The sequence below is a fragment of the Cupriavidus basilensis genome (assembly GCF_029335485.1).
GTDB classification, from domain to species: Bacteria; Pseudomonadota; Gammaproteobacteria; order Burkholderiales; family Burkholderiaceae; genus Cupriavidus; species Cupriavidus basilensis_E.
In genome coordinates this window covers 23941-37975 of sequence record NZ_JARJLM010000515.1, presented here as the reverse complement: position 1 = coordinate 37975, position 14035 = coordinate 23941, and the positions used below count along the sequence as shown (strand labels likewise).

Sequence of the window (14035 nt, the reverse complement as noted above, 5' to 3'; positions counted from 1 at the left end):
GGTCATGCCCGCCTCCTGCAGGCGCGCGACCGATTTCTGCCCCAGCCCCTTGACGCGATCGGCGAGATCCGCGGCATCCTTGAACGGGCCGCCCCTGGCGCGCTCGGAGACGATGGTGCTGGCCGTGGCCGGCCCGATGCCCTTGAGCGAAACCAGGGCAGCTTCATCGGCGGCGTTCACATCGACTGCCGCCTGCGCCGCGCCCGACAGCGAAAACCATACGGCGGCCGCCAGCAGGACCTGCTTGGATGCCTTCGCCAGTGCTTGCTTGAACATGGGAGATTCTCCTATCCAGTTGTGATGGTTGCCGCATCCGGGCTGGACGCGGCAACACGGAGGATAGGAGCGCATGGCCGCCTTGGCGCGTCATGCAACAAAAGTTCACCTCAACGCTACCGAGGTGTTTCCGCCGAATCGAAAAAGAGAGGGGGGAGAGAGTACGCCAGCCGGCTATCGCGCTACCTGGCCATCGGGGCAATCCGGCGATTGGGCAGCCAGTTGCCTCATGCCTTGTTCTGCAGCAACCAGCGGCAATAGCGCGACACGCCCTCTTCGACCGTGTAGAACGGCTCCTTGTAGCCCGCCCCGCGCAGGCGCGAGACATCGGATTGCGTGTAGCACTGATACTTGCCGCGCAGCGCGTCGGGGAACTTGATGTATTCCACCAGCCCTTCCTGCACCATCTCGTCGAGCGTCAGCTGCGGCCGGCCGTCGGCTTCGCGCAGCGTGTTGACCACGGCCGCGGCGATGTCGTTGAAGGGCTGTGCACGGCCGGTGCCGAGGTTGAAGATGCCGGACTTGTCCGGATGCTCGAGGAAGAACAGGTTGACCTTGACCACATCCTCCACCGAGATGAAATCGCGGGTGTGGCCGCCCGGCGCGTAGCCGCCATACTCGCCGAACAGCTTCACCGTGCCGTCGGCGCGGAACTGGTTGAAGTTGTGGAACGCCACGGAGGCCATGCGGCCCTTGTGGGCTTCGCGCGGGCCATAGACATTGAAGTAGCGGAATCCCACGATCTGCGACAGCGCGGACGGCAGCGTGCGCCGCACCACCTGATCGAACAGGAACTTGGAGTAGCCGTAGACATTGAGCGGCTTCTCGTATTCGCGCTCTTCCTTGAACACCTGGGAGGCGCCGTAAGTGGCCGCCGAGGATGCGTAGAGGAATTGCGTGCCCTGCGCAAGGCAGGCATCCATCAGCGCCTTGGTGTAGCGGTAGTTGTTCTCCATCATGTAGCGGCCGTCGGTCTCCATGGTGTCCGAACAGGCGCCTTCATGGAACACCGCGCGCACCTTGCCGAACTCGCCGCGGGCAAAGCGCTCGAGAAACTCGCTCTTGTCGAGGTAGTCGCGGATCTCGCAGTCGACGAGATTGTGAAACTTGTCGGCGCGCGTCAGGTTGTCGACGGCGACGACATTGTCCTCGCCGCGTTCATTGAGGCCCTTGACGAGGTTGCTGCCGATAAAGCCGGCAGCGCCGGTAACGATGATGGTCATGGTCGTGTGTGCTAATGCGGTGCGAGCCAGGAAGCAGCGCGCGGCCGTTACGCCGGCGTGCCGAACAGTTCAGGATAGGTGACGACCGCGGTGCCCAGCTTGCCCACCACGATGCTGCCGGCGCGGTTGGCGTGCTGCACGGCTTCCTTGAGCGGCACGCCTGCGCCCAGCATGGTCGCCAGCGTGGCAATCACGGTGTCACCGGCGCCGGATACGTCGTAGACCTCGCGCGCCTGCGCCGATACGTGCAGGACCTCGGCTTCGGTATAGAGGGTCATGCCTTCTTCCGAGCGCGTCAGCAGCAAGGCCTCGAGATGCAGTTCGCGCCGCAGGTTCTGGGCACGGATGGTGAGATCGGATTCGGTCTTCCAGGCGCCCACCACATGGCGCATTTCGGCGCGGTTGGGGGTGATCAGCGTGGCGCCGCGGTAGCGCGAGTAATCGTCGCCCTTGGGATCGATCAGCACCAGGCAGCCAGCCGCGCGACCCGCCTCGACCATGCGGCCCACATGCGTCAGGCCACCCTTGCCGTAGTCCGAGAGCACCACCACCTTGTAATCCTTGACCAGGGCCATGAAACGATCCTGGACGGAGAGCAGCACTTCATGCGCCGGGGCATTCTCGAAATCGACCCGCAGCAACTGCTGCTGGTGCGCCACCACGCGCAGTTTGATGGTGGTGTTGACGCTGGCGTCGCGATGCAGGTAGGGCTGCACATGGCTGGCGTTCAGCAGCGCCTCCAGGGTGCGGCCAGGTTCGTCGTCGCCCACCACGCCCAGCATGCCGACCTGGGCGCCCAGCGCGGCGGCATTGCGCGCCACGTTGGCGGCGCCGCCGAGCCGTTCGTCGCTGCGCTTGATCTGCACCACCGGCACCGGCGCTTCCGGGGAGATGCGCTCGACATCGCCGAACCAGTAGCGGTCGAGCATCATGTCGCCCGTCACCAGGATGCGCGATTGATTGATCTGTTGCTGCGGAATATGGTTCTTGCTCATGGACATCCTTGGCAACACTGCCCGGTCCGTCAGCCGGGGCGTTGGCTTGTCGTTCCCGTTGGGTTGCGTTTCAGCGCGTCGTGGTCGGCCGCCCGATCGCATGATATTCGATGCCCGCTTCCTGCATGGACTCGGGCTCGTACAGATTGCGTCCGTCGAAAATGACCGGTGCCTTCAGGCGGCGCTTGATCTGGTTGAAATCCGGGCTGCGGAACACCTTCCATTCGGTGACGATGACCAGCGCGTCGGCACCATCGAGCGTATCCATCTGCGCGTCGCTGAAATGCACGCGCTCAAAGCCGCCTTCGATGTCGGCAAGATCGATCTCCAGCGCACGCCGGGCCTCGGGCATCGAGATGGGATCGTGCACGCGCAACGCGGCGCCGCGGGAAATCAGCGCCCGCGCCAGCACCCGCGACGGCGCTTCTCGCATGTCGTCGGTATTGGGCTTGAACGCCAGTCCCCAGATGGCAAAGGTGCGCCCGGAGAGATCTTCGCCGAAACGGCGCACGACCTTGTCGGCCAGCACCTGCTTTTGCGCATCGTTGACCGCTTCCACCGCCTCCAGCACGCGCATGGGCTTGCCGTGCGCGCTGGCGGTACGCATCAGCGCCTGCACGTCCTTGGGAAAACAGGAACCGCCGTAGCCGGCACCGGCATACAGGAAACTATAGCCGATGCGCGGGTCGGAACCGATGCCCATGCGGACCAGTTCGATATCGGCGCCGACTTCGTCGGCGAGGTTCGCCAGCTCGTTCATGAACGAGATCCGCGTGGCCAGCATCGAATTGGCGGCGTACTTGGTGAACTCGGCCGAGCGCACATCCATATAGAAGGTGCGTTCGTGATTGCGGTTGAAGGGCGCATAGAGCTGGCGCATGATGGCCTTGGCGTGACGGCCCGCCACGTCGGCATCGCAGCCCAGCACGATGCGGTCGGGGCGCATGAAGTCCTCCACCGCGGCGCCTTCCTTCAGGAACTCGGGATTCGACACGACCGAGAACTGCAGGTCTTCGAGGCCGCGCGCGGCCAGCTCTTCCCGAATGGCCTCGGCAACGCGGTCGCCGGTACCGACCGGCACCGTCGATTTGTCCACCACCACCTTGAAGCCGGTCATGTGCCGGCCAATATTGCGGGCCGCCGCCAGCACGTACTGCAGGTCGGCCGAGCCATCCTCATCCGGCGGGGTGCCGACGGCGATGAACTGCACGTCGGCATGCTCCACGCTGGCCGCCACATCGGTGGAAAACGTCAGGCGGCCGGCTTCCCGGTTGCGCTGGATAAGCTCCTTGAGACCCGGCTCGTAGATCGGCACGCCGCCGGCATTGAGCAGCGCGATCTTGCGCTCGTCGACATCCAGGCAAAACACATCGTTGCCCAGCTCCGCCAGGCAGGCCCCGGTCACTAGACCGACGTAGCCGCTGCCGATAATGGTGACTTTCATAACTTGTACTCCAGATAGGGATTGGCGTGCGACGCAAGAGCGTCAACCGAGCGCCTCGGTACGGCGCGGTGCGTAGGTTTCCCAGCGGTTGCAGCCGGGGCACTGCCAATAGAACAATCGTGCGCGGAAGCCACACTCGCGGCAGGTGTAGCGGGCCAGGTTGCGCGTGCGATGCTGCAGCAGGTCGCGGATCGCAGACACCTCCTGCACCTGCCCGGTGTCCTGGCCGGCTGCCTGCTGCGCCTGCGCCACGGCGGCACCCGAGTCGCCGGTTTCGCCGGCTGCGGCTGGCGCCGCCTCGGCGGCCTCGGCTGCCTGTGCCTCGAAATACTTGGTCAGCGCCTGCAGCGAGGGCTGACGGCGCAATTGCTCCCGCATCAGCGCGGCGGCGGCGTGCGCACCATGCAATTCCAACTCGGCGCGATAGGCGCTGTCGAGCAACTCGGCAGCCAGGCTGGTCTTGAGCAGGCCGCGTAGCCACGCCAGCGCCTGGCCGTTATCGCCAAGCTGGCGGTAAGCCTTGACCACGCGGTCCGCCACCAGCGGCAGGAAGGACGCATCCTGCTGTTCGATGCCGAGCCAGCGCCCGAGCGCACCCTGGGCGTCGCCCGCCGCCATGGCGACGTCGCCCAACAGCATCGGCGCGCGCACATTTGCCGGGTTTTCCTTGATCGCCTGCTGCAACCAGCCGACCGCCTCCTCCGGCTGCTTGCGCTGCAGCGCATCCTGCGCCAGTTCGCAGCAGAACTGGGCAATCTGCACGCTGTAGTCTTTGTGTTCCAGCGGCTGCAGCTCACGCGCCGCATCGATGGCTTTCTTCCACTCCTTTTCGACTTCGTAGAGCTCCAGGAGCACGTGCTTGGCCGGCGCCGCGTAGGGGCCGGACATCAGCCGCCGCAGCGATTCCTCCGCACGATCGAGCAGACCCGCGCGCAGGAAATCCTGTCCCAGCTCGAAGAGTGCATGCTCACGTTCGGCATCGGGGAGGTCCTGGCGGCTGGCCAGGTTCTGGTGCACGCGGATGGCGCGTTCGGTCTCGCCGCGCCGGCGGAACAGCGCACCCAGCGCAAAGTGCAGCTCGGTGGTCTCGGGGTCGAGCCGCACCACCTCGATAAACGCATCGATGGCTTGGTCCGGCTGCTCATTGAGCAGAAAATTCAGCCCCTTGAAATAGGAGCGCGGCAACGCGCCCTGCTCGCTCATGAGCTGGCGCGCGTCGAAGCGCGCAGCCATCCAGCCCAGGCCGAAAATGAGCGGCAGCGCGAGCAGCCACCAGGTTTCAAAAATCATTGCTCAAACTTTCGGGCCAACTACGTTGTAAGGAATGCCGGAACCCGCCGCCTGCGGTTCACGTGCATTTTCCGCGGCCTGGCTGCGCGCTTCACCGAGCGCGCGCCGCAAGCGCCCCGCCTCCAGGCGCTGGCGCATCAGCGCGGGCGCAACCGCCGCCAGCGCGGCGAGGATGCCGAGGCCGAAGGCCGCCAGCAGGATCAGGATCAGCGGCGCACGCCACACGGCATCGAAGAACAGCTGCAGCGAGACATCGGCGGTATTGCGCAGCGCCAGCACGAACAGCAGCGCAAACAGGACGATACGGATGATCCAGGCGACAAGTTTCATGCGGGCTTCATACGGAAGATGGGATGACTCGGACTCCGGTGACGCGAACGCCGGCGGGCGGGGCCCCTCGGTGGATTCCCGGCATTGTAGCGGAATCGCCTCGTACTAAAGGTAACGTCTTGTACGACGCCATAATGAAAAAGCGCCCCGGATCGGGGCGCTTTTTCGACTATCCAGACACATCGCAGGCACTTCGCGAGCGAACGCGGTGACTCAGGAGCGGGCCAGCTTCAGCCCGCCGTCATCGCTCATGGCGCCACCGGCAACCACCGCCGGCTTGGCCTGGCCCGGCGCGGCCGCATGTACCGCACCAGCCATGGCGCCATGGCCGTTGCCGTTGGCGCCGCCATTTGCAGTACCGCTGCCATTGCCAGCGTGACTACCGCCGACGCCGGCACCGGCGCCTCCGCTACCCGACTGCGTTAGCGCCGGGCTGCGATCGACTCGCTCGCGCAACTCCTTGCCCGCCTTGAAGTGCGGTACCCGTTTCTCGGGCACCAGCACACGTTCGCCGGACTTGGGGTTGCGTCCCACGCGTGGCGGACGCCGGTTCAGACCAAAACTGCCGAATCCGCGAATCTCGATGCGGTGGCCATCGGCCAACGCTTCGGACATGGCATCGAGGATCGTCTTCACCGAGATGTCCGCATCCCGCAGCAACAGCTGCGGGAAGCGGGCAGCCAGTTTTTCGACAAGCTCGGACTTGGTCATGGGCATCCGCTAGCAGGCGTAAGAACCAATGCTTACTGGTTGTCCTGGCCGAGCTTGGCCTTCAGCAGCGCGCCCAGGTTGGTCGTGCCAGCCGTGCCGGTGTCGGCCGCGAACTTCTGCATGGCTTCTTGCTGCTCGACGTTGTCCTTGGCCTTGATCGACAGGTTGATGTTGCGCGACTTGCGGTCGACGTTCACCACCAGGGCGGTGATTTGTTCGCCTTCCTTCAGCACGTTGCGAGCATCTTCCACGCGGTCAGCCGAGATTTCGGATGCGCGCAGGTAGCCTTCGACGTCGTCAGCCAGTTGCACGACAGCGCCCTTGGCATCAACGGTCTTGATCGTGCCGTTGACCAGGGAACCCTTGTCGTTGGCCGAGATGAAGTTGTTGAACGGGTCGCCCGACAGCTGCTTGATACCCAGCGAGATGCGTTCCTTGTCGACGTCGATGCCCAGAACCACGGCTTCCACTTCGTCGCCCTTCTTGTACTTGCGCACGGCTTCTTCGCCGGTTTCTTGCCAGGACAGGTCGGACAGGTGCACCAGGCCGTCGATGCCACCGGGCAGGCCGATGAACACGCCGAAGTCGGTGATCGACTTGATCTGGCCGCCCAGCTTGTCGCCCTTCTTGTGGTTACGGCTGAAATCGTCCCACGGATTGGCCTTGCACTGCTTCATGCCCAGGCTGATACGACGCTTGTCTTCGTCGATATCCAGCACCATGACTTCGACTTCGTCGCCCAGTTGGACAACCTTCGACGGGGCCACGTTCTTGTTGGTCCAGTCCATTTCGGAAACGTGGACCAGGCCTTCGATGCCGGCTTCGATCTCGACGAACGCGCCGTAGTCGGTCAGGTTGGTCACCTTGCCGAACAGGCGGGTGCTTTGCGGGTAGCGGCGCGAGATGCCGACCCACGGATCTTCGCCCAGTTGCTTCACGCCCAGCGAGACGCGGTTCTTCTCTTGGTCGAACTTGAGGATCTTGGCGGTGATTTCCTGGCCAACCGACAGCACTTCGCTGGGGTGACGCACACGACGCCATGCCAGGTCGGTGATGTGCAGCAGGCCGTCGATGCCACCCAGGTCCACGAATGCGCCGTAGTCCGTGATGTTCTTGACGATACCGTTGACGATGGCGCCTTCCTTCAGGGTTTCCATCAGCTTCTGGCGCTCTTCGCCCAGGGTCGCTTCCACAACGGCGCGGCGCGACAGCACCACGTTGTTGCGCTTGCGGTCCAGCTTGATGACCTTGAATTCCAGGGTCTTGCCTTCGTACGGCGTGGTGTCCTTGATCGGACGCACGTCGACCAGCGAGCCCGGCAGGAACGCGCGGATGCCGTTGACCATGACGGTCAGGCCGCCCTTGACCTTGCCCGTGACCGTGCCCGAGATGATTTCGCCGTCTTCCAGCGCCTTCTCGAGGTTCAGCCACGATGCCAGGCGCTTGGCCTTGTCGCGGGACAGGATGGTGTCGCCATAGCCGTTCTCGAGCGCGTCGATGGCCACGGAGACGTAGTCGCCGGCCTGCACTTCGAGTTCGCCCTGGTCGTTCAGGAACTCCTCCACCGGCACGAAAGCTTCCGATTTGAGGCCGGCGTTGACGACCACGAAATTGTGGTCGATGCGCACGACTTCAGCGGAGATCACTTCGCCAGCCTTCATATTGGAGCGGGCGACGGATTCCTCGAACAGTGCGGCAAAGGATTCGTTAGTTTGCAGGTCGGACATAAACTTGAGTATCAATCCGCAGTACACGGGCCGGCGCGAGGATCGCGCTCAGTCTGCCTGGGCAGCGGGGTAAGGTTGAACAACACCGGCAGTCCTGCATGACAGGGCACTGCCGGCACTTCGGTGCCGCCAGCGGCGGGATGCGCGGGTCAGCAACCCGGCGCGCCGTACCACTGCAGCACCTGCGCCACCGCCTGATCCACCGTCATGTCGGAGGTATCGAGCAAGTGCGCATCCTGTGCGGGACGCAGCGGCGCGGCCGTGCGGGTACGATCCCGCAGGTCGCGCGACTCAAGGTCCCGCAAAAGGTCTTCGATATTAGCAGAAATTCCCTTATCAATCAATTGTTTATAGCGCCTGCGAGCGCGCGCTTCGACACTTGCCGTCAGAAATACCTTAAGACGGGCATCGGGGAAAATCACCGTGCCCATGTCGCGGCCGTCGGCGACGAGGCCGGGAAGCTTGCGAAACCCGCGCTGGAGCGCCGTCAGGGCATCGCGTACCGGCTGGTGGACCGCGATGGCCGAAGCCCGGTTGCCGGTAGCTTCGGCGCGGATGGCCAGGCTGACCTCCTCGCCGCTGAGCCAGACGCGGTCGGGACCGAACTTCACATCGAGGCGGGCGGCCAGTTTTGCAAGCCCCTCCACATCCTGTGCGTCAATGTCCACACGTTCGCTGGCGAGCGCAACCAGGCGGTACAGCGCACCGCTGTCCAGCAAATGGAAGCTGAGTGCATCGGCCACCTTGTGCGCTACGGTGCCCTTGCCGGAAGCCGTGGGCCCGTCGATTGTGATGACGTCGACGATAGTCATTATTTATTGAAACAAATAAAAATATTGATTTCTTAAATCAATTGAGAATCATTACCATGCATTCCATGGCGGACCGCCTGAGAGGCAGCAGCAACCCGGGCAGTCAAACCGGCATCTCCGCGAGGCAATCTACCATGGCTAAGACCCTGTCGTTCGGCATCATGCACGTTGGCATCGCCTTCGGCGTCACCTACGCGCTGACCGGCAACCTCGCGGTCAGCGGCGCGGTCACCTTTATCGAACCGGCAGTCAATACTGTGGCGCATTACTTCTTCGACCGCTACTGGGACGGGCGCGAACGCCGCCATCACGGCACGTCCACGACCGCCGGCGGAGAACCCGGCCTGACGCCTGCGGCGTGATCAGCGCGCCACCGCGCCAAAGGCCGCGAAGTAATCCGGGAAGGTCTTGGCCACGCAGCCGGGCTCATTGATCCGCACCGGCAGCGGTCCGAACGCGGCCAGCGAGAAGCACATGGCCATGCGGTGATCGTCGTAGGTGTCGATGCCGGCGGCCGGGGTCAGCCATGCGGAGCGGGCCGGCGGCGTCACTTTCAGGTAATCCGCGCCCTCTTCCACCTCGACGCCGAGCTTGCGCAGCTCGGTCGCCATGGCGCTGATGCGGTCGGTTTCCTTGACCCGCCAGCTGGCAATATTGGTCAGCGTCGTGGGCCCCTCGGCAAATAGCGCCGCCACCGCCAGCGTCATGGCGGCGTCCGGGATATGGTTGCAATCCAGCTCGATGCCATGCAGGCGCCCGTCGTCCCGCTCGGTGCCGCGGACCTCGATCCAGTTGGCGCCGGCCATCACGTTGGCGCCCATGCGGTTGAGCGCCTCGGCAAACTTGACGTCGCCCTGGATGCTCGACATGCCGACGCCTTCCACCCGCAGGGGACCGCCGCCGATGGCGCCGGCCGCCAGGAAATAGGACGCCGAGGATGCGTCGCCCTCGACAAAGATCTCGCCGGGCGAGCGGTAGGTGCCCCGTGCCGGCACAATGAAACGCGACCAGCCTTCCCGCTTGATCTCGATGCCGAAGCGCGCCAGCAGATTCAGCGTGATCTCGACGTAGGGCTTGGAGATCAGTTCGCCGACGACTTCGATCTCGATGGCGCCGCCGGGCGCGTCGGCCAGCGGCAGGCTCATCAGCAGCGCGGTGAGGAACTGGCTGGAGACATCGCCGCGCACGCGGATCGGCGCATCGATGCGGATCTGCGCGGGCGAGATCTGCAACGGCGGGTAGCCCTCTGTCCCGAGATAGTCGACGCGGGCGCCGATCTGGCGCAGGCCGTCGACGAGATCGCCAATGGGGCGCTCGTGCATGCGGGGCACGCCCGACAGCTTGTAGCTGCCACCCTGCAGCGCCAGCGCCGCAGTCAGCGGCCGGATGGCCGTACCGGCATTGCCCATGAACAGCTCGGCCGACTTGATCGGGAAGTTGCCGCCCACGCCACGCACCACGCAAGCGCCGTCCTCCTGGCGCCACGCCACGCCCAGTGTGCGCAGTGCCTGCAGCATCACGCGAGTATCGTCGGAGTCGAGCAGGTCGCATACGCGGGTCTCGCCCTGCGCGAGAGCGGCCAGCAGCAGCACGCGGTTGGAGATACTCTTGGAACCCGGCAGGCGAACCGTACCGGAGGCGCGAGTGAAGGGGCCGAGCGTGAGATGTTCCATGGTTTGCATGCTAGTTGGCCGGCGGCTCTCTATAAAGGAAGGGCGCACCGCTCCGTTGATGGCGTCGAGGCGTTGGCGTTCAGGGTTCGACGTTGACGGCGGGCGCGCGCAGCGTGCCCCATTGCTGGCGCGCCTGGCTGGCGCGCTGGAAGATACGCTCCAGCCCCTCGCCGTTGCCGTGCTCGATCAGCGTCTTGAGATGCGCCAGCATCGCCTGGAAGGTGGCCAGCTCGCCCAGCATCGCGTCGCGGTTGCCGAGACAGATATCGCGCCACATCTCCGGCGAAGACGCCGCGATACGGGTGAAATCGCGAAAACCGCCGCCGGCGAAATCGAGCTTGAGCGCCCCATCCTCGGCGTTGGCCACCTGGGCTACCAGCGCATAGGACAGCAGATGCGGCAAATGGCTGACCGCCGCGAATACCGCATCATGCTGCACGGCCGACATCACATGGCAATCCGCGCCGGCGGTTTCCCACATGGCACGCACGGCCGCCACGTCGATGCGGGCGTTCTCCTGCAACGGGCACAGCACGACCCGCTTGCCGGCGTACAGGTCGTCCAGCGCGGCCTCTACCCCGTGCAACTCGCGGCCCGCGATGGGATGCGCCGGCACGAACTGCGCGGCCTTGTCGCCCAGTGCCGTCTTGGCCGCCATGATGACGTCGGACTTGGTGCTGCCGGCATCGGTAACGATGGTGGCCGGCTCCAGGTGCGGCTCAAGTGCATGGAGCAGCGCAAAGGTCTGGGCCACCGGCGCGCACAGCACGATGACGCTGGCGCCCTTGGCGGCCTCTTCCAGCGTTGCCGCCTCGTCGATCACGCCCAGCTTGAGCGCGCGCTCCAGCGAGGCTTGCGAACGGCCCACGCCGACCACCGTGCCGACCGCGCCCGCGCGCTTGAGCGCGAGCGCAAGCGAGCCGCCGATCAGGCCGACGCCGACAATGACGACACGGGAAAAATAAGGAGCGGACGCAGGAACGGTCACGGGGATACGCTGCCAGGCAAGGAGGTTCGGGAATCCGGCATTGTATCGTCTCCGCCGGATGCCAGCGCCGCATTTACCGCGCCGCTACCCGGCAAAGGCGGGCAAGCCCTTACCTGAGGGCCTTCTCCAGCGCGGCAATGAAGGCAGCATTTTCTTCCGGCAGGCCAATGGTCACGCGCAGCCATTGCGGCAGATTGTAGTTCCCCACCGGACGCACGATCACGCCCTGCTTGAGCAGCGCCAGGTTGACCCGCGCGCCGGCGCCGTCATCATGGCCCACGCGCACCAGCACGAAATTACCCGACGACGGCACGTACTGCAGGCCGAGCCGGTCGAACGCCGCCACCAGTTGCGCCTTGCCGGCACGGTTCAGCTCGGCGCTGCGCCGCAGGAAGGCGGTGTCGCCCAGGGCCGCGACCGCCGCCGCCTGCGCCAGGCTGTTGACGTTGAAAGGCTGGCGGACACGGTTGAGCAGATCAGTCAGCTCCGGCTGGGCCACCGCGTAGCCTACGCGCAGGCCGGCCAGGCCATAAGCCTTGGAGAAAGTGCGCGAGACCAGCAGGTTGGGATGCTTGCGGACCCACGCCACCGAATCGTATTGCTGCGTATCGTCCAGGTATTCGTTATAGGCCTCGTCCAGCACCACCACGACATCGGCCGGCACCTTGGCCAGGAAGGCTTCGATGGCGGCGGCCGGCAGGAAGGTACCGGTCGGGTTGTTCGGGTTGGCGATAAAGACCAGGCGGGTCTCCGGCGCGATGGCGGCAGCCATGGCGTCGAGGTCATGGCCGTAGTCGCGCGCCTTGACCTCGATGGCGCGGGCGCCGACTTCCTGCGTGGCAAGCGCATACACTGCGAAGGCATGCTCGGCGTAGACAATCGATTCGCCCGGCTCGACCAGCGCATGCGCCGCCATTTCCAGGATGTCGTTGCTGCCGTTACCCAGCGTGAGCCAGTCGGCCGGCACATCGAAGCGGGCTGACAGCGCGGCCTTCAGTTCAAAGCCATTGGAATCGGGGTAGCGGCCGATATCGGCCACGGCGGCGGCAATGGCCGTGCGCGCGGATTCCGGCATGCCGAGCGGATTCTCGTTCGAGGCCAGCTTGACGATCCTGGATTCATCCAGGCCGAACTCGCGCGCCACTTCGGAAATCGGCTTGCCCGCCACGTACGGAGAGATCGCCCGTACATACTCGGGGCCGAAGTGCTTGCCCTGCTCTGCCATATTGTCTCCTTGCTGATCGCTCTTATCGTTCTGATCGTTCCTGCGCGGATCGCGATTTCCGCTTCGCCGATCCTTGCCCGCGCGCGGCGGCGCGGCGGGCGCACGGTATTACTTGCTGGACGGGTACGAGCCCAGCACCTTGAAATAAGCCGCATTGCGGCGCAATTCCTCCAGCGCCCGCGCCACCGGCGCATCGTGCTGATGGCCTTCCACGTCGACATAGAAGTAATACTCCCACGCCCCGCTGCGCGCCGGACGCGACTCGAAGCGGCACATCGACACGCCGTTGTCGGCCAGCGGCGCCAGCAACTGGTAGACCGCGCCTGCCTTGTTGGGCACCGACAGGATCATCGAGGTCTGGTCGCTGCCCGAGGGTTCGGTCTCGTAGCGGCCGATCACCGCGAAGCGCGTGCGGTTGTGCGGGTCGTCCTGGATATGCGTGCGCACCAGATGCAGGTGATAGCGGTTGGCCGCCGACTCGCCGGCGATGGCGGCCACGGTGGGATCCTCGCTGGCCATGCGCGCCGCTTCCGCATTGCTCGACACCGCCTGGCGCTCCAGGTGCGGATAGTTCGCCGTGAGCCAGTGCTGGCATTGCGCCAGCGCCTGCGCATGCGCCCGCACCACGGTCACGCCGTTCATGTCGGGCGACGACGCCATCAGGTTGTGATGCACCTTCAGTGCGATCTCGCCGCTGATCTTGAGCGAGGTCTGCAGGAACAGGTCCAGCGTGCGCGACACCGCGCCCTCGGTGGAATTCTCCACCGGCACCACGCCGTATTCCACGGTACCGGCTTCCACCGCGCGGAACACCTCGTCGATGCTAGGGCACGGCACGCTGCTCACTTCGTGGCCGAAATGCGCGTAGAGGGCCTGCTCGGTGAACGTGCCCGCGGGACCGAGGAAGGCCACCTCGAGCGGTTTTTCCAGGCCGCGGCAGGCCGACATCACCTCACGCCAGATTGCGGCGACGCTATCGTCGAGCAACGGACCGGGATTGGCGCCCTGCACCTTGCGAATCACCTGCAGCTCGCGTTCGGGACGGAACACCGGCGCGCCGTATTTCTTCTTGACCTCGCCGACGTCGAGGGCAAGCTGCGCGCGGCGGTTCAGCATCGACAGCAGTTCGCGGTCCAGCTTATCGATCTGCTCGCGCAGGGGCGTGAGCTCCACGCCCAGCGCCTTCTCGTCAGCGCCGTTGTCCTGCTGCGCCTCCTCCTGCGCGATGTGCTTGTCTTGATTTGTCATTGTCTGAATCCGCTTCGCCACTTCGCAATGCATGGCGAAATGGCCCTGGAAAAAACCGGTTGGCGCAACGGCTGCGTCATCCGCACGGGCACC

General features: G+C 65.0%; 14 protein-coding genes. 1 reads left to right on the top strand and 13 read right to left on the bottom strand.

What is annotated here, in order from left to right:
• The 9 genes from P3W85_RS31940 to cmk all read right to left on the bottom strand — a co-directional run.
• On the bottom strand, positions 1-276 hold a 276-nt coding region (locus P3W85_RS31940), incomplete at its 3' end, for a ComEA family DNA-binding protein (RefSeq protein WP_276267702.1).
• Positions 277-503: 227 nt separating this feature from the next.
• Positions 504-1499, bottom strand: a complete 996-nt coding sequence (gene rfaD, locus P3W85_RS31935) for an ADP-glyceromanno-heptose 6-epimerase (RefSeq protein ID WP_017230584.1) — start codon at positions 1497-1499, stop codon at positions 504-506.
• A 47-nt stretch (positions 1500-1546) separates the two neighbouring features.
• Positions 1547-2494, bottom strand: a complete 948-nt coding sequence (gene rfaE1, locus P3W85_RS31930) for a D-glycero-beta-D-manno-heptose-7-phosphate kinase (RefSeq protein WP_017230583.1) — start codon at positions 2492-2494, stop codon at positions 1547-1549.
• A gap of 70 nt (positions 2495-2564) precedes the next feature.
• A complete protein-coding gene (locus P3W85_RS31925) occupies positions 2565-3938 on the bottom strand; it encodes a UDP-glucose dehydrogenase family protein (RefSeq protein WP_276267701.1) in 1374 nt (457 codons plus the stop codon).
• Between the two features lie 42 nt (positions 3939-3980).
• The gene (lapB, locus tag P3W85_RS31920) at positions 3981-5228 is read right to left on the bottom strand and encodes a lipopolysaccharide assembly protein LapB (protein WP_017230581.1); all 1248 of its coding nucleotides are present in this window, start codon (positions 5226-5228) and stop codon (positions 3981-3983) included.
• A 3-nt stretch (positions 5229-5231) separates the two neighbouring features.
• Positions 5232-5558, bottom strand: a complete 327-nt coding sequence (locus P3W85_RS31915) for a LapA family protein (protein WP_276267700.1) — start codon at positions 5556-5558, stop codon at positions 5232-5234.
• Between the two features lie 213 nt (positions 5559-5771).
• The gene (locus P3W85_RS31910) at positions 5772-6269 is read right to left on the bottom strand and encodes an integration host factor subunit beta (RefSeq protein WP_276267699.1); all 498 of its coding nucleotides are present in this window, start codon (positions 6267-6269) and stop codon (positions 5772-5774) included.
• 32 nt (positions 6270-6301) lie between these two features.
• On the bottom strand, positions 6302-7996 hold the full coding sequence (gene rpsA, locus P3W85_RS31905) for a 30S ribosomal protein S1 (RefSeq protein WP_006158411.1): 1695 nt from the start codon (positions 7994-7996) through the stop codon (positions 6302-6304).
• 149 nt (positions 7997-8145) lie between these two features.
• A complete protein-coding gene (gene cmk, locus P3W85_RS31900; protein WP_276267698.1) occupies positions 8146-8808 on the bottom strand; it encodes a (d)CMP kinase in 663 nt (220 codons plus the stop codon).
• 134 nt (positions 8809-8942) lie between these two features.
• Between cmk and P3W85_RS31895 the strand changes: the two genes are divergently transcribed.
• Positions 8943-9170: a DUF2061 domain-containing protein gene (locus P3W85_RS31895; RefSeq protein WP_276267697.1), complete on the top strand. Its 228-nt coding sequence runs from the start codon at positions 8943-8945 to the stop codon at positions 9168-9170.
• Here the strand turns inward: P3W85_RS31895 and aroA are convergent, their stop codons facing one another.
• The 4 genes from aroA to pheA form a co-directional block, all read right to left on the bottom strand.
• Positions 9171-10481 (bottom strand): 3-phosphoshikimate 1-carboxyvinyltransferase, encoded by a 1311-nt coding sequence (gene aroA / locus P3W85_RS31890; protein ID WP_017230576.1) that lies wholly within the window; start codon positions 10479-10481, stop codon positions 9171-9173.
• Positions 10482-10560: 79 nt separating this feature from the next.
• Positions 10561-11469 carry a prephenate dehydrogenase gene (locus P3W85_RS31885; RefSeq protein WP_276267696.1) on the bottom strand — a complete coding sequence of 303 codons (909 nt, stop codon included), beginning with the start codon at positions 11467-11469 and terminating at the stop codon, positions 10561-10563.
• 109 nt (positions 11470-11578) lie between these two features.
• On the bottom strand, positions 11579-12694 hold the full coding sequence (hisC, locus tag P3W85_RS31880; RefSeq protein ID WP_276267695.1) for a histidinol-phosphate transaminase: 1116 nt from the start codon (positions 12692-12694) through the stop codon (positions 11579-11581).
• 108 nt (positions 12695-12802) lie between these two features.
• The gene (gene pheA, locus P3W85_RS31875; RefSeq protein WP_035817268.1) at positions 12803-13942 is read right to left on the bottom strand and encodes a prephenate dehydratase; all 1140 of its coding nucleotides are present in this window, start codon (positions 13940-13942) and stop codon (positions 12803-12805) included.
• Positions 13943-14035 lie beyond the last annotated feature (93 nt).